The organism is Variovorax stachyos (assembly GCF_051400855.1).
In the GTDB taxonomy this organism is placed as follows: domain Bacteria; phylum Pseudomonadota; class Gammaproteobacteria; order Burkholderiales; family Burkholderiaceae_C; genus Variovorax.
In genome coordinates, this window is the sequence record NZ_JBLFFN010000004.1 from 19,374 (window position 1) to 38,010 (window position 18,637).

At 67.4% G+C, this 18,637-nt stretch carries 20 protein-coding genes and 1 tRNA gene; 10 read left to right on the forward strand and 11 right to left on the reverse strand.

All coding sequences use genetic code 11. The features are described 5' to 3' along the window. Positions 1–5 precede the first annotated feature (5 nt). Together ACMGEZ_RS08350 and ACMGEZ_RS08355 are read left to right on the forward strand one after the other, a co-directional pair. On the forward strand, positions 6–842 hold the full coding sequence (locus ACMGEZ_RS08350; RefSeq protein WP_436821800.1) for a MinD/ParA family ATP-binding protein: 837 nt from the start codon (positions 6–8) through the stop codon (positions 840–842). Between the two features lie 33 nt (positions 843–875). Beyond that, positions 876–1,613, forward strand: a complete 738-nt coding sequence (locus ACMGEZ_RS08355) for an RNA polymerase sigma factor FliA (protein WP_436821801.1) — start codon at positions 876–878, stop codon at positions 1,611–1,613. A gap of 17 nt (positions 1,614–1,630) precedes the next feature. On the opposite strand, the gene ACMGEZ_RS08360 is transcribed toward ACMGEZ_RS08355, so the two are convergent. Further along, on the reverse strand, positions 1,631–1,807 hold the full coding sequence (locus ACMGEZ_RS08360) for a hypothetical protein (RefSeq protein WP_436821802.1): 177 nt from the start codon (positions 1,805–1,807) through the stop codon (positions 1,631–1,633). 152 nt (positions 1,808–1,959) lie between these two features. On the opposite strand from ACMGEZ_RS08360, the gene ACMGEZ_RS08365 reads away from it, so the two are divergent. The 3 genes from ACMGEZ_RS08365 (at position 1,960) to ACMGEZ_RS08375 (ending at position 4,509) form a co-directional block, all read left to right on the forward strand. Further along, the gene (locus ACMGEZ_RS08365; protein ID WP_436821803.1) at positions 1,960–3,135 is read left to right on the forward strand and encodes a DUF3182 family protein; all 1,176 of its coding nucleotides are present in this window, start codon (positions 1,960–1,962) and stop codon (positions 3,133–3,135) included. Beyond that, positions 3,135–3,935 carry an alpha/beta hydrolase family protein gene (locus tag ACMGEZ_RS08370; protein ID WP_436821804.1) on the forward strand — a complete coding sequence of 267 codons (801 nt, stop codon included), beginning with the start codon at positions 3,135–3,137 and terminating at the stop codon, positions 3,933–3,935. Before ACMGEZ_RS08365 ends, ACMGEZ_RS08370 begins: the two co-directional genes overlap by 1 nt. 130 nt (positions 3,936–4,065) lie before the next feature. After that, positions 4,066–4,509, forward strand: coding sequence for an FHA domain-containing protein (locus ACMGEZ_RS08375; RefSeq protein WP_436821805.1), 444 nt, complete (start codon positions 4,066–4,068; stop codon positions 4,507–4,509). 790 nt (positions 4,510–5,299) lie between these two features. On the opposite strand, the gene ACMGEZ_RS08380 is transcribed toward ACMGEZ_RS08375, so the two are convergent. From ACMGEZ_RS08380 to ACMGEZ_RS08400, 5 genes are all read right to left on the reverse strand, one after another. Continuing rightward, a tRNA-Thr gene (locus ACMGEZ_RS08380) sits at positions 5,300–5,375 on the reverse strand. Positions 5,376–5,386: 11 nt separating this feature from the next. Next, positions 5,387–6,394 carry a class 1 fructose-bisphosphatase gene (locus ACMGEZ_RS08385; RefSeq protein ID WP_436821806.1) on the reverse strand — a complete coding sequence of 336 codons (1,008 nt, stop codon included), beginning with the start codon at positions 6,392–6,394 and terminating at the stop codon, positions 5,387–5,389. A gap of 38 nt (positions 6,395–6,432) precedes the next feature. Continuing rightward, positions 6,433–9,126 carry an aminopeptidase N gene (pepN, locus tag ACMGEZ_RS08390; protein WP_436822181.1) on the reverse strand — a complete coding sequence of 898 codons (2,694 nt, stop codon included), beginning with the start codon at positions 9,124–9,126 and terminating at the stop codon, positions 6,433–6,435. Between the two features lie 25 nt (positions 9,127–9,151). Further along, positions 9,152–10,256 (reverse strand): peptide chain release factor 2 gene (gene prfB / locus ACMGEZ_RS08395; RefSeq protein ID WP_436821807.1). Its coding sequence is split into 2 segments (ribosomal slippage): positions 9,152–10,174 and positions 10,176–10,256, totalling 1,104 coding nucleotides; the frame shifts between segments, so codons are not numbered across the junction. A 49-nt stretch (positions 10,257–10,305) separates the two neighbouring features. Beyond that, positions 10,306–11,232 carry an alpha/beta fold hydrolase gene (locus ACMGEZ_RS08400; protein ID WP_436821808.1) on the reverse strand — a complete coding sequence of 309 codons (927 nt, stop codon included), beginning with the start codon at positions 11,230–11,232 and terminating at the stop codon, positions 10,306–10,308. Between the two features lie 86 nt (positions 11,233–11,318). Between ACMGEZ_RS08400 and ACMGEZ_RS08405 the strand changes: the two genes are divergently transcribed. The 4 genes from ACMGEZ_RS08405 to ACMGEZ_RS08420 are packed head-to-tail and all read left to right on the forward strand — an operon-like array spanning position 11,319 to position 13,980. Beyond that, complete coding sequence (locus ACMGEZ_RS08405) at positions 11,319–12,380, forward strand: aldo/keto reductase (RefSeq protein ID WP_436821809.1); 1,062 nt, start codon at positions 11,319–11,321, stop codon at positions 12,378–12,380. Positions 12,381–12,435: 55 nt separating this feature from the next. Further along, positions 12,436–12,927, forward strand: coding sequence for an aminoacyl-tRNA deacylase (locus ACMGEZ_RS08410; protein ID WP_436821810.1), 492 nt, complete (start codon positions 12,436–12,438; stop codon positions 12,925–12,927). Between the two features lie 49 nt (positions 12,928–12,976). Continuing rightward, entirely contained in the window at positions 12,977–13,618 is a 642-nt protein-coding gene (plsY, locus tag ACMGEZ_RS08415; protein ID WP_436821811.1) for a glycerol-3-phosphate 1-O-acyltransferase PlsY, read from the forward strand. 8 nt (positions 13,619–13,626) lie between these two features. After that, a complete protein-coding gene (locus ACMGEZ_RS08420) occupies positions 13,627–13,980 on the forward strand; it encodes a RidA family protein (RefSeq protein WP_436821812.1) in 354 nt (117 codons plus the stop codon). A 9-nt stretch (positions 13,981–13,989) separates the two neighbouring features. On the opposite strand, the gene ACMGEZ_RS08425 is transcribed toward ACMGEZ_RS08420, so the two are convergent. Further along, on the reverse strand, positions 13,990–14,631 hold the full coding sequence (locus ACMGEZ_RS08425; RefSeq protein WP_436821813.1) for a retropepsin-like aspartic protease family protein: 642 nt from the start codon (positions 14,629–14,631) through the stop codon (positions 13,990–13,992). Between the two features lie 7 nt (positions 14,632–14,638). Then, a complete protein-coding gene (locus ACMGEZ_RS08430) occupies positions 14,639–15,124 on the reverse strand; it encodes a YajQ family cyclic di-GMP-binding protein (RefSeq protein ID WP_436821814.1) in 486 nt (161 codons plus the stop codon). Between the two features lie 44 nt (positions 15,125–15,168). Between ACMGEZ_RS08430 and murB the strand changes: the two genes are divergently transcribed. Further along, positions 15,169–16,221 carry a UDP-N-acetylmuramate dehydrogenase gene (gene murB, locus ACMGEZ_RS08435; RefSeq protein WP_436821815.1) on the forward strand — a complete coding sequence of 351 codons (1,053 nt, stop codon included), beginning with the start codon at positions 15,169–15,171 and terminating at the stop codon, positions 16,219–16,221. A gap of 38 nt (positions 16,222–16,259) precedes the next feature. On the opposite strand, the gene argG is transcribed toward murB, so the two are convergent. The 3 genes from argG to ACMGEZ_RS08450 form a co-directional block, all read right to left on the reverse strand. Then, a complete protein-coding gene (argG, locus tag ACMGEZ_RS08440) occupies positions 16,260–17,594 on the reverse strand; it encodes an argininosuccinate synthase (RefSeq protein WP_436821816.1) in 1,335 nt (444 codons plus the stop codon). A gap of 16 nt (positions 17,595–17,610) precedes the next feature. After that, positions 17,611–17,934, reverse strand: a complete 324-nt coding sequence (ppnP, locus tag ACMGEZ_RS08445) for a pyrimidine/purine nucleoside phosphorylase (RefSeq protein WP_436821817.1) — start codon at positions 17,932–17,934, stop codon at positions 17,611–17,613. A gap of 82 nt (positions 17,935–18,016) precedes the next feature. Further along, positions 18,017–18,580 (reverse strand): hypothetical protein, encoded by a 564-nt coding sequence (locus ACMGEZ_RS08450; protein ID WP_436821818.1) that lies wholly within the window; start codon positions 18,578–18,580, stop codon positions 18,017–18,019. Between the last annotated feature and the right edge of the window lie 57 nt (positions 18,581–18,637).

Below are 18,637 nucleotides of genomic sequence, written 5' to 3' on the forward strand. Positions count from 1 at the left end.
GCGCAGTGAGCAAAGTGGTACTCGATCAAGCGGATGGCCTGCGCCGCCTGTTGGCGCAGACGCGCACCCGGGTGCTCGCGTTCGCGAGCATGGGGCGCGGGCTGGGCGTCACCACCGTGGCGATGAACCTGGGCGCCGCGCTGGCCTGCCAGGGCAGGGAGGTTCTGCTGCTGGACGAGCATGGCACGAAGGCGGGCACCGTCTCGGCGGCGTGGGCCCTCGATCCGCCGGGCACGCTGGCCGATGTCGCCAACCGCCGTCTCACCATGGAGGGCGCCGCCGCGCGCGCGCCCTGCGGCGTCTACGTGCTGCCGACCGTGCCGCACACGCCGGCCGCCAGTCCGGACCCGCGCACGCTGTGGGGCGGCGACGTGATCCTGGTCGATGCCGCGCTCGACGGCGAGGGCCGTCTCTCCGCCCTGGCGCAGGCGGCCGACGAACTGGTGCTGGTGATGCAGCCGCACGCGGCTTCCATCACCGCCACCTACGCAGGCATCAAGCGGCTGCACTACGCGCATGCGCTGCGCCAGCTGCGCTTCCTGGTCAACGGGGTGGCCGAGCCCGGGGCGGCGCAGCAGGTGGCGCACAACCTGGCCCAGGCCGGCAGCCGCTATCTCGCGGTCTCGCTCCAGGCAGCCGGGTGGGTGCGTGCCGAGACCCACGCGGCCGATGCCGGGCGGCTGGGCCGCACGGTGGTCGAGGCCTATCCCGCCAGCCCGGCGGCGGCGGACTTCCGCCGCATCGCCGACGAGATGGCCCAGTGGCCCTGGCGCCCGGGCGCGAGCCTGGCGCCGCAACCTGCGCCCAGGGTGCAGGGCATGAACACCGCCGAGGCCTGCTGAGGCCCGGCACCTGGAGAAGGAAGAAGGACGACCGTGTACACCGCACAGGGAACCATTGAAAAGTCCCATCTGCTCAAGCAGCACCAGCCCATGGTGCGGCGCATGGCGCTGCAGATGCTGGCCAGGCTGCCTGCCAGCGTGGAGCTCGACGACCTCATCCAGGCCGGCATGATCGGCCTGCTCGATGCGTCGACGCGCTACCAGGACAACCGCGGCGCGCAGTTCGAGACCTTCGCCAGCCAGCGCATCCGCGGCGCCATGCTCGACGAGTTGCGCGCCAACGACTGGGGCTCGCGCGGCCTGCGCCAGTCGGCGCGCAAGGTCGAAGGGGCGATCCAGGCGCTGGAGCACCGGCTGGGCCGCGCGCCCACCGAGGGCGAGATCGCCAAGGAGCTGAAGATGACGCTGGAGGCCTACCAGGGCCTGCTGCAGGAGATCCAGGGCTGCCAGCTGCTCTACGTCGAGGACTTCTCGCAGGACGGCGAGGGCGATAGCCCCTTCCTCGATCGCCATGCGAGCGAGGCGCGCGGCGAGCGTGGCGGCGGCGACGACCCGCTGGCGCAGCTGATGGAGAGCGGCTTCCGCCACCAGCTGGTGGCTGCGATCGCCGAGCTCCCCGAGCGCGACCGGCTGCTACTGAACCTCTACTACGAGGAGGAGCTCAACCTCCGCGAGATCGGCGCCATCCTCGAGGTCAGCCAGTCGCGCGTGTGCCAGCTGCACAGCCAGGCCATCAGCCGGCTGCGGGCGAAGCTGAAGGATCTTCTGTAGCTCGCCGGCACTCGGTTTCAGTGCCCGCCCGAAGGGCCCCGGCGCGCCTGCGACTGGTTGGTCGAGCCGACCTGGGTTTCGCGGTCGTGGCGGCTCTCGGGCGTGCGCTTGGGCTCGTTGCGCTGGGTGGCAGGCTGGTGACCGGCCTTGTTGTGCTCGGTCTGCCCCTTGCGGTCGTTCTGCGAATTCGACATGCGGACTTCCTTTGACTGAACGGACATGCGCTCATGTAGCGCCCGGCCCGGCGCCCCCGAAGCCTGCCGGCGCCGGCCCGGCGTGTAGGAAAACGCCGCCACCGATGTGGCAATGTTTGATTTCCGCCGCGCAATCGCCCAGCATGGTCGCCATGGACACACCCATCTTCAGCGCGCTGCCCGGTGGAGGCCAGACACTCGCCGGTGAAGGGTCGGAGCTCGCCGAGCTCGGCCTCGAAGGAACCGTGGTCGCGCTGACGGCGGACCACCATGCGTACGCCAGCGAGCACGAGCGCGCGACCCGCGCCCAGATCGCCTGGCGGCTGGCCCGGCTCAAGAAGTCGCGCTTCGCGGGCGAGTACGACAGCGCGCGCACCTATCCCGCGCCGGTGTACTTCGTGCCCAGCGACACGCTGGTCGGCGACGCGCTGCCCAATGCACTCGGCATCGCGAGCCATCACGCCTTGTTCGGCGGGGTAGTGCCCTATCCCTTCGTGCTCACCAAGGCGCTGGTGCACCCGCTCATCGATCCGGCCGCCGCGGCGCCGCCCGGATGGAACCACGGCTTCGCCGGCCAGGTCGAGCATGCGGTGCTGCGGGGCTTCTCGGTTTTTACGCAGGAGGATGCGCGCCGCGCCGGAATGCGCCTGCTGGAGCAGGGCGCCATGCGCGTCAAGCCCGTGCGCGCGACCGGCGGCCGCGGCCAGCAGGTGGTGCGCGACCGGCAGGCGCTGGAGGCATGCATCGAGGCCCTGGATGCGGCGGAAATCGCCGAGCACGGGCTGGTGCTGGAAGAAAACCTCGAGCACCCCGTGACCTACAGCGTCGGCCAGGTGCACGTGGGCCGGGCCATCGCGAGCTACTACGGCTGTCAGCGCCTCACGACGGACAACCAGGGCCAGAAGGTCTACGGCGGCTCGGACCTCACCGTGGCCCGGGGTGACTTCGATGCGCTGCTGGAGCTGAGCTTTCCCGAGGAGATCCGCCTTGCCGTGGAGCAGGCACGCAGTCTCCACCGCGCGGTGCTGGCCGCGTTCCCCGGCTTCTTTGCCTCCCGCATCAACTACGACGTGGCGCAGGGCGAGAGCAGCGCCGGGCGCTGGTGCTCCGGCGTGCTGGAGCAGTCCTGGCGGGTGGGCGGCGCGAGCGGCGCGGAAATCGCGGCGCTCGAGGTTTTCGAGGAGCAGCCGGAGCGCCGTGCGGTCAACGCCTCCTGCTTCGAGATCTATGGCGACGGCGTCGTGCCGCCGCCCAATGCGTGCGTGTACTTCAGCGGCGTGGATGCCAGTGCCGGCCCGATCACGAAGTACACCGTGGTCGAGCCCTGATGCCCACCCGACATGCACTGATCGACATCCCCGTAGACGGCGTGCACATCGCCGGCACGCTGGTCGCCCCCTCTGCCATGGTCCCCGGCGTGCTGCTGGTGCACGGCTGGGACGGCAGCCAGCAGCAGGACATCGCACTGGCCCACGAACTTGCGGCCCTGGGCTGCATCTGCCTGACCTTCGACCTGCGCGGCCACGCCCGCCACGTCGCGCAACGCGAAGCCGTCACACGCGAGGACAACCTGCGCGACGTGCTGGCCGCCTACGACACGCTGGTCGGCCATCCCGCGGTGGACCCCCAGGCCGTCGCCGTCGTCGGCAGCAGCTACGGCGGTTACCTCGCGGCCGTGCTGACATCGCTGCGCCCGGTGCGCTGGCTGGGCCTGCGCGTGCCCGCCATCTACCGCGACGAGAACTGGGAACAGCCGAAGCGGCGGCTCAACGGCGACGACCTCACGCTGTACCGCCAGACCACCATCGAGCCCGAGAAGAACCGCGCGCTGGCCGCCTGCGAAGACTTCTTCGGCGACGTGCTCATCGTCGAGTCGGAGAACGACACCATCGTGCCGCACCCGGTGATCGAGAACTACCTGGCCGCCTTCAAGTACGCGCGCTCCGTGACCCACCGGGTCATGCTCGGCGTCGACCACGCGATGTCGAAGAAGGCCTGGCGACAGGCCTACGTCCAGATCGTGGTCGCCTGGATGACCGAGATGCGCCTGGCAGCGAAGGCCCAGGACAAGGAGCGTCCGCCGGAGCAGGCGCAACGCTACGAGACCTGGCCGAGCGCGAGCGCTTGAGTGCCCCGCTTGCAAAGCGCCGGGAGAAACGAGAAGTTTTTAATACGCCTGTTTGCTGAGCGCCCTTCAAGAAGCGCGGAATGAGCCGAAAAGCACTCAGATCCAATCAGACATAGCGAGCATCAAAACAATGTCCAGACTCATCATCCTTGCCCGCCACGGCAGCGTCAGGCAAGTCAACATCGAGGGCCAGGTCACCACCATCGGACGCGATCCCGAGTGCGACGTGCAGATCGACAGCCTGGGCGTGAGCCGGCGCCACGCCACCATCCACTGGACCGGCGACCGCTTCGTGCTGACCGACCTGCAGAGCTTCAACGGCACCTTCGTCAACCACGAGCGCATCTGGGAGCATGCGCTGCAGAACGGCGATGCGATCGCCATGGGCGAGTGTCAACTGCGCTTTCTCTACAGCTCGAAGGCGCTGCCCAGTGCGGATGCGTTGCGGCTGGTGACGCGGGCCGACGACCTGCATGACTTTCATGCCGCGCGGGAGCGCAGCGACTGGGCTGCGTTCTTCCGGCGCAGCAGGACGGCGGGGAGCCGCGGTGGGGCGGTGGTGCACCATCGTTGATTCGAGGGGAGGGTGGGAGCGCGAGCAGCGCCCGTCAATGGGAGAGGGCTGGAACCGCGAAGCGTCCAGCGTTACCTAGGGGACAACATTCGGCTTCTTCGTGACTGGCCGAGACCCTGATGAGCATTCCTGAAAGTAAAACCGACACTCGCCAGCAACTATTGATCTCTGATCACGACCGCATTCAACCCTTTCGGCAGGGTGAGGTCCGGATGTCCCATCAGAGCCATCATGGTGTTGAATCGTTTGCTTCCAATCAGGGGATTCTTCGCCCGGCCCCTTGGCCCGATGTCCGGCAGTTCGTGCCGGATGGGCAGCAACCGGTTTTCCCGTCCGTCCTGCCCCTCTCCAACACCGTGCCTTCGCCTGGCTCATGGCGCATGTCGGGCCTGAAGCAGCCACACCCCGCATATAGAGTCTTCCCCGTCATTCCCCCGGATTCATATTCCGGTTCCGATGACGAGTACGGCGTCGATACTTTCGAACTCCCCCACACCAATCCCCCGAATTCAGAGCCAGTTCAGATGAAGAGCACGGCGATCCGCCCGAAATTAGGGGCTTCGACAACCCGCATGTGCGCTTGCCGGCCTCCTGTGAGCTGCTCGGGCCTGAATCCTTGTCTTCAAACAAGCTACCGGAGGTCGGCTCTCCGCCTGGCAAGCGACTGTGGCCATTTGCCGGCGACATGTCGTCGGTCAATCTGACGCGGTTCCGGGCAATGTGCCGTCGGTTACGCAGCAGCGACCGACACGAAAAAGGGGTTGACCATGACAGTCAACCCCTTTTCATCTGGTGCCGGAGAGATGAATCGAACACCCGACCTTCTCATTACGAATGAGCTGCTCTACCGACTGAGCTACACCGGCTAAGCCCTCGATTATAGCGGCTCGTGATACCGGGTGAGCCGCTCGACCTCGTTCTTCGACCCCAAAATCACAGCCACGCGCTCGTGCAGCTTGCCCGGCTCCAGCTCGAGGATGCGTTGGCGGCCGTTGGTGGCGGCGCCGCCGGCCTGCTCGACCAGCCAGCTCATGGGATTGGCCTCGTACATCAGGCGCAGCTTTCCGGCCTTCTCGGGCTCGCGCTTGTCCCAGGGATACAGGAAGATCCCGCCGCGCATCAGGATGCGGTGCACGTCGGCCACCATGCTGGCGATCCAGCGCATGTTGAAGTCCTTGCCGCGCGGGCCGTCCTTGCCCGCCAGGCACTCGTCGATGTAGCGTTTCACCGGGGCATCCCAGTGCCGCATGTTGCTCATGTTGGCGGCGAATTCCCTGGTGTCGGCCGGGATCTTGATGTCCTCCTGCGTGAGCATGAAGGAACCCTGCTCGCGATCCAGCGTGAACATCGCGACGCCGCTGCCCACGGTGAGCACCAGCGTGGTCTGCGGGCCGTAGATGCAGTAGCCGGCCGCGACCTGCTTGCTGCCGGCCTGCAGGAAGTCGGACTCCTGCACGCCTGGGGAGCCCTCGGGCTTCTTCAGCACGCTGAAGATGGTGCCGATGCTGACGTTGACGTCGATGTTGCTGGAGCCGTCCAGGGGATCGAACAGCAGCAGGTACTCGCCCTGCGGATAGCGGTTAGGGACCACGTAGATGCTGTCCATCTCCTCGCTGGCCATGGCGGCGAGGTGGCCGCCCCATTCATTGGCCTCGATCAGCACCTCGTTGGCGATGATGTCGAGCTTCTTCTGGACCTCGCCCTGCACGTTCTCGCTCTCGGCCGAGCCGAGCACGTTGCCGAGCGCGCCCTTGTTGACGGCCTGGCTGATGCTCTTGCAGGCACGCGCCACCACTTCGAGCAGAAGGCGCAGCTGGCCGGGGATGAGGCCGTCGGCGCGCTGCTGTTCGATGAGGTAGCGGGTGAGCGAAACGTTCTTTGGCATTCAGTAACTCCAGAGGGAAGCTGTCGATTCGGGGTGGCTTATCCAGCGAGGGCGCGGGTGACGACCTCGTGCGTGTCCTTGCTGAGATCGGGCTTGGCCGCCACGCGCATGATGGCTTCGCGCGCTGCGCTGCGGTAGGGCTCGGCCAACTTGCTCCAGCGGTCGAGCGCGCGCGCCAGGCGCGCGGCGACTTGCGGGTTGATGGCGTCGAGCTCGATCACGCGCTCGCTCCAGAACACGTAGCCCGCGGCATCGGGGCGGTGCAGCGCGCCCGGGTTGGCGTTGCAATAGCTGAAGATCACGCTGCGCGCGCGATTCGGGTTCTTGAGCGAGAAGTCGGGGTGCTTCATCAGCTGCTTGACGAGCGGCAGGATGTCGCCGCCGCGGTCGGGCGCGCCGGCCTGCAGCGAGAACCACTTGTCGATGACCAGCGCCTCGTTCTTGAAGAGCGCGTGGAAGCGCGCCAGGGCCTGCGCCGCCAGGGCGTGGCCCGAGGTCACCAGCGCCTGGAGCGCATTGAAGCGGTCGGTCATGTTGCCGGCATCCTTGAAGCGCTGCAGCGTCCTGCCGGGCCAGACGGTGTCACCCGTGGCGCGCGCGGCCAGGCAGAGGTAGGACAGGGCGAGGCCGGCCAGCGCACGGCGGCCGGAGGAGCGTGGGTCTGGGCTGTAAGGCCCGGTCTCGCGGTTCTCCTCGTAAGCCTGTTCCCAGTCGGCGAAGAGGCCGCCGGCGAGCTGCGTGCGCATGGCCTCGCGCACGAGATGCACGCGCTGCGGGTCGACCGTCTCCAGCTGCTCGGCGATGTAGGTCTCCGAGGGCAGCGTGAGCACCAGTTCCTTGAAGGCCGCATCGAGCCCGGAGTCGCGCAGCACGCGGCGCATGGCCCCCAGGTAGGCCTCGTCGAGCGGCGCTTCGATCGCACCGACGACCGGCGCGTGGATTGCCTGGATCGCGGCGCGCAGCGCCAGGCGCTGGGCGGCCTCCCATCGGTTGAAAGGATCGGCGTCATGCGCCAGCAGCGCCAGCAGCTGGGCATCGCTGTACTCGTAGTCCAGGATCACCGGCGCGCTGAAGCCGCGGAGGATCGAAGGCACCGGCTCGGCATCGACGTGGATGAAGGTGAACTGCTCGCCGGCGCGCGTCAGCACCAGGGTGCGCGTGCCCGCGCCCGGGGCTTCCTCGCCGGCCAGCTGCAGCGGCAGCTCGCGCCCGTCGGGGCCGAGCAGGCCGACGTTGACCGGGATGACGAAGGGCTCCTTGAAGGGCTGGCCCGGCGTCGGCGGGCAGCTCTGCACGAAGCTCAGGGTGTAGGTGCGCTCCGCGGCGTCGTACACGCCGTGGGCGGCCAGGCGCGGTGTGCCGGCCTGGCTGTACCAGCGCTTGAACTGCGGCAAGAGGCGCGCCAGCTCGGAATCGGGGTTCGCATCGGCAATCGCCTGGGCGAAGTCGTCGCAGGTCACAGCCTGGCCGTCGTGGCGCTCGAAGTACAGCGTCATGCCGCGCGCGAAGCCCTGCCGCCCGACCAGCGTCTGCATCATGCGGACCACCTCGGCACCCTTCTCGTAGATGGTGACCGTGTAGAAATTGCTGATCTCGATGTAGCTGTCCGGCCGCACAGGGTGGGCCATCGGGCCGGCGTCCTCGGGGAACTGTGCGGTGCGCAGCACGCGCACGTCCTCGATGCGCTTGACGGCACGCGCCGAGGCGTCGGCGCACAGGTCCTGGCTGAACTCCTGGTCGCGAAAGACGGTGAGGCCTTCCTTGAGCGAGAGCTGGAACCAGTCGCGGCAGGTCACGCGGTTGCCGGTCCAGTTGTGGAAGTACTCATGGCCGACCACGCTCTCGATGTTGCTGTAGTCGGCGTCCGTGGCGGTGGCCTGGTTGGCCAGGACGTACTTCGTGTTGAAGATGTTCAGCCCCTTGTTCTCCATCGCGCCCATGTTGAAGTCGCTGGTGGCGACGATCATGAAGCGGTCCAGGTCCAGCGGCAGGCCGAAACGGGCCTCGTCCCACATCACGGAGTTGACCAGCGAGTTCATCGCGTGCTCGGTCTTGTCGAGGTCGCCGGCACGCACGTAGACTTGCAGCAGGTGCTCCTTGCCGTTGCGGGCCTTGATGCGCTGCTCACGCGCCACGAGCTTCCCGGCTACCAGCGCGAACAGGTAGCTGGGCTTGCGGAAGGGGTCGACCCACTTGGCGAAATGGCGACCCTCCGGAAGCTCACCCTGCTCGACCAGGTTGCCGTTCGACAGCAGGACGGGGTAGGCGGCCTTGGCGGCGCGGATCGTCACCGTGTAGCTCGCCATCACGTCGGGGCGGTCGAGGAAGTAGGTGATGCGGCGAAAGCCCTCGGCTTCGCACTGGGTGAAGAAGGTGTCCTCGCTCACGAACAGGCCCATGAGCTTGGTGTTCTTGGCCGGCGCGCAGGTGGTGAAGAGCTCGAGCTCGAAGGCCTCGGGCAGGTTGTCGATCACCAGCTGGTCGGCCTCGATGCGGAAGGAGGCGCCCTGGCCGTCGACCAGCACGCGCGCCAGGTTGAGCTCGTCGCCGTCCAGGCGCAGCGGCTCGGGCGCGACATCCGGGTTGCGGCGCAGGCGCATGCGGTTGAGCACGCGGGTCTTGGCCGGGTCCAGGTCGAAGGTCAGGTCGACGGTGTCGATCCAGTAGGCGGGAGCGCGGTAATCCTCGCGGCGGATTGCAACAGGCTCGGCTTGGGCATCACGCATGAGCATCGACATCAAGTGTCTCCAGGATTTTTTATACGCCTTGCTTGAGCGAGGCTTCGATGAAGGCATCGAGATCGCCGTCCAGCACCTTCTGGGTGGCCGAGATCTCGACATTGGTGCGCAGGTCCTTGATGCGGCTGTTGTCCAGCACGTAGCTGCGGATCTGGTGGCCCCAGCCGACGTCGGTCTTGCTGTCCTCCAGCTTCTGCTGCTCTTCCTGGCGCTTGCGCATCTCGTGGTCGTACAGGCGCGAGCGCAGGCGCTTCCAGGCTACATCACGGTTGCTGTGCTGGCTGCGGCCGTCCTGGCACTGCACCACGATGCCGGTCGGGATGTGCGTGAGGCGCACCGCCGAGTCGGTCTTGTTGATGTGCTGGCCGCCGGCGCCGCTGGCGCGGTAGGTGTCCACCCGCACGTCGGCGGGGTTGATCTCGATCTCGATCGAATCGTCGATCTCCGGGTAGACGAAGATGCTGGCGAAGCTGGTGTGGCGCCCGCCCGAGGAGTCGAAGGGCGACTTGCGCACCAGGCGGTGCACGCCGGTCTCGGTGCGCAGCAGGCCGAAGGCGTACTCGCCCTCGACCTTGATGGTGGCGCCCTTGATGCCCGCGGTGTCTCCGGGGGTCTCGTCCTCGATCTGGGTCTTGAAGCCCTTGCGCTCGGCGTACTTCAGGTACTGGCGCAGCAGCATGCTGGCCCAGTCGCAGGCCTCGGTGCCGCCGGCGCCGGCCTGGATGTCGATGAAGGCGTTGAGCGGGTCGGCCGGGTTGTTGAACATCCGGCGGAACTCGAGCTGCTTGATGTCTTCCTCGAGCTTGGCGGCGTCATCGGCGATGGCCTGCAGGCCATCCATGTCGCCTTCCTCCTTCGACATGTCGTAGAGCTCGGTGTTGTCCGAAAGCCCGCTGGTGAGCCGGTCGAGCGTGACGACCACGTCGTCGAGCGCCTTCTTTTCACGGCCCAGCTCCTGGGCCTTCTTCGGGTCGTTCCAGACTGCGGGATCTTCGAGCGATGCGTTGACCGTCCTCAGACGTTCGGCCTTGGCATCGTAGTCAAAGATACCTCCGTAAGTCGGCCGTCCTGGCGCTCAGGTCTGCGAGGGTTGCGCCGATTTGGTTGATTTGCTCTGCATCCATGGGGAATCCTGACGGTGTTCGGGGTAAACGGGGAATTTTCTCACGGCCGTCAAGGCCCCTCGTTCGCCATGAACGCCTCGATGAGCGCCGCAACGCGGGCCGGTTGGTCGTGGTGCAGCATGTGGCCCGCTTCCTCGACCCGTTCCATGCGCACATTGCGCACCGATTTCAGGCGCTCCTGGAAGTCGGCCAGGGTGTAGCGGCCCTTCCACCACTGGCCAAGGCTGTCGTCGGAGGCCACCACGGCCAACACCGGGGCCTGGATCGCGGCGTAGAGCGCCAGCGCCTCGTCGACACGGAACAGGTTGGCGTTGATGATCTTGTGCGCCGGGTCGCCCAGGATCTCCCAGCGCTCGCCGCCTTCGGGCTGGGCGCGGGCCACGGACCAGTGGCCGGCCAGCCAGTCGGCCTTGTCCTGCGACAGGCGCGGGTTGGTCTTCATCAGCCGCCGCGCCACCCCGTCGGGGCTGGTATAGGTTGCCAGCGCCATCTCGCCGCGGTGCAGGCGCTTGAGCTGGTCGATCCACTTGCCGTAGCGGCCGGGCGCCTCGGCCGGCTCCAGGGGCGGCATGCCGAAGCCCTCGAGGTTGACCAACCGCCGCAGCCGCTGTGGCCGTACGCCGCCGTACTGCATCGCGATATTGCCGCCCATACTGTGGCCGACCAGGTCGACGGGCGTGTCGCCGGCGTAGTGGTCGAGCAGCCAGTCGAGGTCGGCGAGGTAGTCGGGCATCCAGTAGTTGTCGACGGCGCCGCCCTCGGTGAGGCCGAAGCCGCGCCAGTCGGGGGCGATCACGTGGCGCTTCTCGGCCAGTGCATCGACCACGAACTGCCAGGACGCAGCCACGTCCATCCAGCCGTGCAGCAGCACCAGGGGAGGGCGCGCCGGAGAAGGCGTGCCCCAGATGCGGACGTGATAGCGCAGGTTGCGGATGGGGACGAACTCGCTGCGGGAAGGGCGGAGGACTTGGTACATGGCCGATCGATGATACGGACCAGGCCCGGGTCGCGCAGTCCAGCAGCGGACAGCAGGCCCGCGCGGCAGCCGGTAGCATTCATCGCATGCAAAAAATCCAACTCGGGCAGAGCGATCTGCGCGTCACGCCGATCTGCCTCGGCACCATGACCTTCGGCGAGCAGGTGGACGAGCCCACCGCCCACGCCATCCTCTCCCGTTCGCTCGAACGCGGCATCGACTTTATCGACACGGCCGAGATGTATGCCGTGCCCACCCGCGCGGAGACCTTCGGCGCGACCGAGACCATCATCGGCAACTGGTTCGCGAAGAATCGCGGTGTGCGCGACAGGATCGTGCTCGCCACCAAGGTGGCCGGCCCTTCGCGCGGCATGCCCTGGGTGCGCGAAGGCAGCGGCATGACGGCGGCCGACATCTTGGCCTCTTGCGAAGGCAGCCTGCGCCGCTTGAAGACGGAGGTGATCGACCTCTACCAGATCCACTGGCCCGAGCGCCACGTGCCGGCCTTCGGCAACATGTACTACGACCCGGCGCGCGAGACTTCGCGCACCTCCATCCACGAGCAGCTCGAGGCGCTGGCCGGCCTGGTGAAGGCGGGCAAGGTGCGCGCCATCGGCCTGTCGAACGAGACGCCCTATGGCGTGCACGAGTTCGTCCGCGTGGCCGAGCAGCACGGCCTGCCGCGCGTGGCCACGGTGCAGAACGTCTACAACCTGCTGAACCGCACGGTCGAGAACGGCCTGGACGAGACCATGCACCGGCTCGGCGTTTCGCTGCTGGCCTATTCGCCCCTCGGCGTCGGCTTGCTGACCGGCAAATACGACGAGAGCGGCATCACCGGGCCCGATGCGCCCAAGGGCGCGCGCATCGCACGCTACGAGTCGGTTCGCAAGCAGCGCTGGGGCCGTCCCGAGTCGCTCGAGGCGGCGCGCCGCTACAACGCCCTGGCGCGCGAGATCGGCATGACGCCCACGCAATTCGCGCTGGCCTTCTGCCACAGCAAGTGGCAAGTGGCCAGCACCATCATCGGCGTGACCTCTCTCGCCCAGCTCGAGGAAAACCTCGACGCCTGGGACAAGCGGCTGCCGCCGGACGTGCTGGCGGAGGTGGACAAGCTGCGCTGGGAGATGCGGGACCCGGCGATCTGAGCACAGGCCCAGGTCGCGTGAGCCGCACGGCCGCTTCGAAGGCGAAGGTACTTCAATGAGCAGGAAATCCCACGTCAGCGAGACGCCCGCCACCCAGCTGCTGCGGGCGAACGGAATCGACTTCACCGAGCATCCCTACGAGTACCTGGAGCATGGCGGCGCCCAGCACAGCGCCGAGGTGCTGGGCCTGGATCCCTTCACCGTGGTCAAGACATTGGTGATGCAGGACCAGGACGCCAGGCCGTTGATCGTGCTCATGCACGGCAACCGCACGGTCTCGACCAAGAACCTGGCGCGGCAGATCGGCGCCAAGTCGGTGGAACCCTGCAAGCCCGAGGTCGCCAACCGGCACAGCGGCTACCTGGTGGGCGGCACCTCGCCCTTTGCGACGCGGCGGGCGATGCCGGTCTACATCGAGTCGACCATCCTCGAACTGCCGAGGATCGTCATCAACGGTGGGCGGCGTGGCTACCTGGTGGGCATCGACCCGCAGGTCTGCGTGCGGCTGCTCGGCGCGAAGCCGGTGCAGTGCGCGCTGGCAGAATAGCCGGCCGATCCGGGCGGCACATCGCCCGCCCGGACCGTCTGGAGACACTGTGAGTTCCTACCTGCCTTCGTCGATCGCGATCGTCCTGTCCTACCTGCTGGGCTCGCTGTCCTTTGCCGTCATCGTCAGCAAGGCGCTCGGCATGGCCGACCCCCGCAGCTACGGCAGCAAGAACCCGGGTGCCACCAATGTGCTGCGCTCCGGGAACAAGGGCGCGGCGTTGGCGACACTGCTGCTGGACGCGGTCAAGGGCTGGCTGCCTGTTTTCCTGATCCATCGTCTGGGCGAGCCCTACGGCATGGGGCAGGGGACCGCGGCGCTCGCGGGGCTGGCGGCCTTTCTGGGGCACCTGTACCCGGTCTTCTTCGGTTTCCAGGGCGGCAAGGGCGTCGCAACGGCCGCGGGGGCGCTGCTGGGCATCGAGTGGCTCTTGGGGCTGGCCACCGGCACCACCTGGCTGATCATCGCCGTCTTCTTCCGCTACTCGTCGCTGGCCTCGATCGTGGCGGCCTTCTTCGCGCCGGCCTACTACCTGCTCGGCGGCGGCATCGCGTGGCCGCGCTCGCGCGAGGTGCTGCTCGCGCTGATCGCGATCAGCCTGCTGCTGATCTGGCGGCACCGGGAAAACATTCGCCGCCTCGCGGCCGGCACGGAGTCCCGGCTGGGCTCCAAGGCCAGGACACAGGAGTGATTTCAAGCATGGCAAGCATTCAGCGCTTTCACGTCGGCCCGCGGCTGTCCGAGACGGCAGTCCACAACGGCACCATCTACCTCGCGGGCCAGGTGCCCGACGACACCACGCAAGACATCCGCGGCCAGACCGCACAGGTGCTGGCGATGGTGGACCGCCTGCTGGCCGAAGCCGGCAGCGACAAGTCGCGCATCCTGATGACGCAGATCTTCCTGGCCGACATCGGCGACATCGGCGCGATGAACGAGGTGTGGGACGCGTGGATTCCCGCCGGAAACACGCCCCCGCGGGCCACCGTGCAGGCGGCAATGGCCAATGCGGCCTACAAGATCGAGATCGTCGTCACCGCTGCCGCGGCGTAGTCCCGAAGCTCAGAACCGCTTCTCGAGGACCATCTGGTCCGCGTCGCGCCGCATCGAGAAGCGGCTGATGAAGCTGTTGCCCAGCAGCACATAGGGCATGGGCTGCTGCGACACGATCGCCTCGACGTCGTAGACCTCGACGTCGCCGACCCGCACGGAATTCAGGCGCACCAGGTAGCCCTGTGCGGTGCCGTTCGCGGTATTCACGCGCACCGGCCGTCCCTTGCTGAAATCGAGCCCGATGCGCTGCGCGTCCGCCGCCGAGAGCGCAACGGTCGTGGCGCCGGTGTCGAGCATGAAGTTGACGCTGCGCCCGTTGATCGCGCCCTGGGTCATGAAGTGCCCGCCGCTCGAGGCCGGCAGCACGATGCGCGTCCCGCCGCCACCGCCACCGCCGGCGCCGCCGATGCTGACCGGCTGGTCCATGCGCAGCGCCACCCGCTTGCCGCCGGCCTCCACCGTGGCCTGCTCGGGCGTCATCGACAGCAGCTTCACGCCCTGGAAGGTCTCGCCCACGGCCACTGTCTTGGGCGCGCTGCCGTCGACGATCAGGATGGCGCGGCTGCCGATGGTGCCGGTCAGCATCACGGATTGGGCGTGCGCGACGCCGCATGCCGCGGCCAGCAGCATCGGAAGGAGGAGGGCCTTCATCGGGCGCTCAATCGCGGAAGTTGTTGAAGGACAGGGGCATATCGGGCACGTCCTTCTTGATCAGCGCCATCGCGGCCTGAAGGTCGTCGCGCTTGGCGCCGGTCACTCGCACCGCGTCGCCCTGGATCGCGGCCTGCACCTTGAGCTTGCTGTCCTTGATCAGCCGCTGGATCTTCTTGGCGGTCTCGCTCTCGATGCCGTTCTTGACCTTGATCACCTGCTTGACCTTGTCGCCGCCGATCTTCTGGACATCGCCCTTGTCGAGGAAGCGCACGTCGACGCTGCGCTTGGTGAGCTTGTTGCGCAGGATGTCCTCTACCTGCACGAGCTGAAATTCGGCATCGCCGATGAGCGTGATTTCCTTGTCCTTGAGCTCGACCGAAGCCGCGGTTCCCTTGAAGTCGAATCGCGTGGCGATCTCCTTGGCCGTGTTCTCCACGGCATTCTTGACCTCGGGCAGGTTGGGTTCGCAGACGGTATCGAAAGACGGCATGGACTCTCCTCTGAATCACACGGTGTGAATGCGACAATTCTCCCATGATCGTGGAGCACAACGTACCGCTGCAGCAGCACAACAGCTTCGGTATCGTCGCGCGCGCCCAGCACCTGGTGCGCATCGCGAGCGAGGCCGACGTCGCCGCGCTGCTGGCCGACGAGGCCTGGCGCGGCGCACCCAAGTTCGTGCTCGGCGGCGGCAGCAACATCGTGCTGACCGGCGACGTCAAGCCGCTGGTGCTGAAGGTGGAGATCAAGGGACGCCGGCTGGTCGAAGAGACGCCGCGCGCCTGGATCCTCGAGGCGGGCGCCGGCGAGACCTGGCACGACACGGTGCGCTGGATGCTCGACCAGGGCTTGCCCGGCCTGGAGAACATGGCGCTGATCCCCGGCACGGTGGGCGGGGCGCCGGTGCAGAACATCGGCGCCTATGGGGTCGAGCTGCAGGACCGCTTCGAATCGCTGGATGCCATCGACCTGGAGACCGGCCGCGCCTTCAGCCTCGATGCAGCCCAATGCGCCTTCGGCTACCGCGATTCGGTGTTCAAGCACTCGGCGAGCGGCAGCAACGATTTCGGCCTGGCGGGCCGGGCGCTGATCACGCGGGTGCGCTTCCGGCTGCCGCGGCCCTGGAAGCCGGTGCTGGGCTACGTGGACCTGGAGCGCAAGATGGCCGAGACCGGCAATTTCACGCCCAGCCCGACAGAGATCTTCGATTGGGTCTGCGCCATCCGCAGCGCCAAGCTGCCCGACTGGCGGGTGCTCGGCAATGCCGGCAGCTTCTTCAAGAATCCCACCGTCACGCCGGAGCAATGCGCGGACATCATCGCGCGCGACCCCAAGATCGTGCACTACCCGATGGCCGACGGCAGCATCAAGCTGGCCGCCGGCTGGCTGATCGATGCCTGCGGCTGGAAGGGCAAGACCGTGGGCAACGCAGGCGTCTACGAGAAGCAGGCGCTGGTGCTGGTCAATCGGGGCGGCCCGGCGCACCCGGCGACCGGCGGCGAGGTCATGACCCTGGCCAAGGCGATCCAGACCAGCGTCTACGAGCGTTTCGGGATCCGGCTGGAGCCGGAGCCGGTGGTCGTGTAACCGAAAACGAAGGGTTCGCTGGCCCGGCCAGCCCGGCTTCAGTCCGTGTCGTTCTTCAGCTGCGGGAGCGAAGCGCCCTGGCCGGCCGAGAGCAGACCCACCTGCGTGTAGATACCCAGCTTTTCGCGCGTGTCCACGATGTCGAGGTTGCGCATGGTGAGTTGGCCGATGCGGTCGGCCGGCGAGAAGCTCGACTCGCCCTTTTCCATGGTGAGGCGTTCCGGCTTGTACGTGAGATTGGGCGACTCGGTGTTGAGGATCGAGTAGTCGTTGCCGCGGCGCAGTTCGATGGTGACCTCGCCCGTGATCGCGCGCGCCACCCAGCGCTGGGCCGTCTCGCGCAGCATGATGGCCTGCGGGTCGAACCAGCGGCCCTGGTAGAGCAGGCGGCCCAGGCGGCGGCCGTGGTCGCGGTACTGCTCGATGGTGTCCTCGTTGTGGATGCCGGTGACCAGGCGCTCGTAGGCGATGAAGAGCAACGCCAGGCCTGGGGCCTCGTAGATGCCGCGGCTCTTGGCCTCGATGATTCGGTTCTCGATCTGGTCGCTCATGCCGAGGCCGTGGCGGCCGCCGACGCGGTTGGCTTCGAGCAGGAGTTCGACGAGGCTGGGGTACTCCACGCCGTTGATCGCGACCGGGCGGCCTTCGACGAAGCGCACGGTGACTTCCTCGCGCTTCACTTCCACCTCGTCCTTCCAGAAGGCGACGCCCATGATCGGCTGCACGATCTTCATGCCGCTGTTCAGGTGCTCCAGGTCCTTGGCTTCGTGCGTAGCGCCGAGCATGTTGGAGTCGGTGGAGTAGGCCTTCTCGGCCGACATCTTGTAGGCGAAGCCGGCCTTCTGCATGAAGGCCGACATTTCGGCGCGGCCGCCCAGCTCGTCGATGAAGGTCTGATCCAGCCAGGGCTTGTAGATTTTCAACGCCGGGTTGGTGAGCAGGCCGTAGCGGTAGAAGCGCTCGATGTCGTTGCCCTTGTAGGTGCTGCCGTCGCCCCAGATGTTGACGTCGTCTTCCTTCATGGCCGCAACCAACATGGTGCCGGTGACGGCGCGGCCCAGCGGCGTGGTGTTGAAGTAGGTGAGGCCGGCGGTGGTCACATGGAAGGCGCCGGCCTGCAGTGCGGCGAGGCCTTCGGCCGCGAGCTGCGTTCTGCAATCGACCAGCCGGGCCTTCTCGGCGCCGTAGAGCATCGCCTTGCGCGGGATCTCGTCGTAGTCGGGCTCGTCGGGCTGGCCCAGGTTGGCCGTGTAGGCATAGGGGATGGCGCCCTTGTTGCGCATCCAGTGCAGCGCGGCGCTGGTGTCCAGGCCGCCGGAGAAGGCGATTCCGACCTTTTGGCCGGCGGGAATGTTCTGAAGAATGGTGGCCATGGTTCGAATCCCCGGTTCAGCCGAAATGGCAGATGTAGCTGTACGGCTCGCCGCTCACGCGGATCTGGAAGCTGGAATTGCCGGGCACGCTGAACTTCTCGCCGGCGCCGGAGGCCACCCATTCGCTGCTGCCGGAGAGCAGGTACTCGCAGCGGCCGGCGGTGCCTTCCATCGTCTCGGGGACGCCGGTGCTGAACGTGAGGGTGGAGGGCAGGATCACGCCCACCGACTTCTTGCTGCCATCGGCCAGCGTGAGGCCGTGGCTCACGCATTTGCCGTCGAAATAGACGTTGGCCTTGGTTGCTACCGTGGCGTCGCGAAGGGATTCGGTGGTTGTCATCTGGAAGGAGGGCCTGGCGCTGCGAGGGGGAAAGGAAAGCCCGCGATTTTAGGCTTTGCCGCCAGGCCCCCCGGGCCGGGGCTCAGCGCCAGCGGCCGTGGTACCCGCCGCGCCAGCCGCCACCCCATCCGCGCGAGTAGCCGAGGTTGAGCGAGATGCCCACCGGCGGATAGACGTAAGGTGCCGGGTAGTAGGCCGGGGCGACATAGACCGGTGCCGGGTAGTAGACCGGCGCCGGCTGCACATAGACCGGCGCCGGCTGCGCATAGGCCGGTGCGCCGCCGCCCGAGACGACCACCCCTGGCTCGGGCCTCACGCGATTCCAGTCGGGCTGGCCGCCATCGCCGTCGACGGGACGCTGCGCGATCTGCGGCTGCGGTGCCACCGGCGAGGGGGTTGCGACGCCGTAGTCGCCGACCTCGATCGGGATGCTGGCCCCGGGGCGGCTGTCGGTGACCGTGGTGTAGTGCCGGCCCTCGTATTCGTAGGTCACGTTGTAGCGGGTGTTGCCCGTCGTTTCGTGCGAGGGCGTCACCGAGACCACGCGGGCCCAGACCTGCTCCGCGTGAGCGAGGCCTGCCGTGCCGGCAAGCGCCGCCAGAAGCGAAAGGGCGATGGTGTTGCGTAAGGTTGTTTGCGTGCGCATGTCGGAACTCCTGAAGGTCGGGCGCGAGGCCCTCCGAACCCGGTTCGACGCGATCCG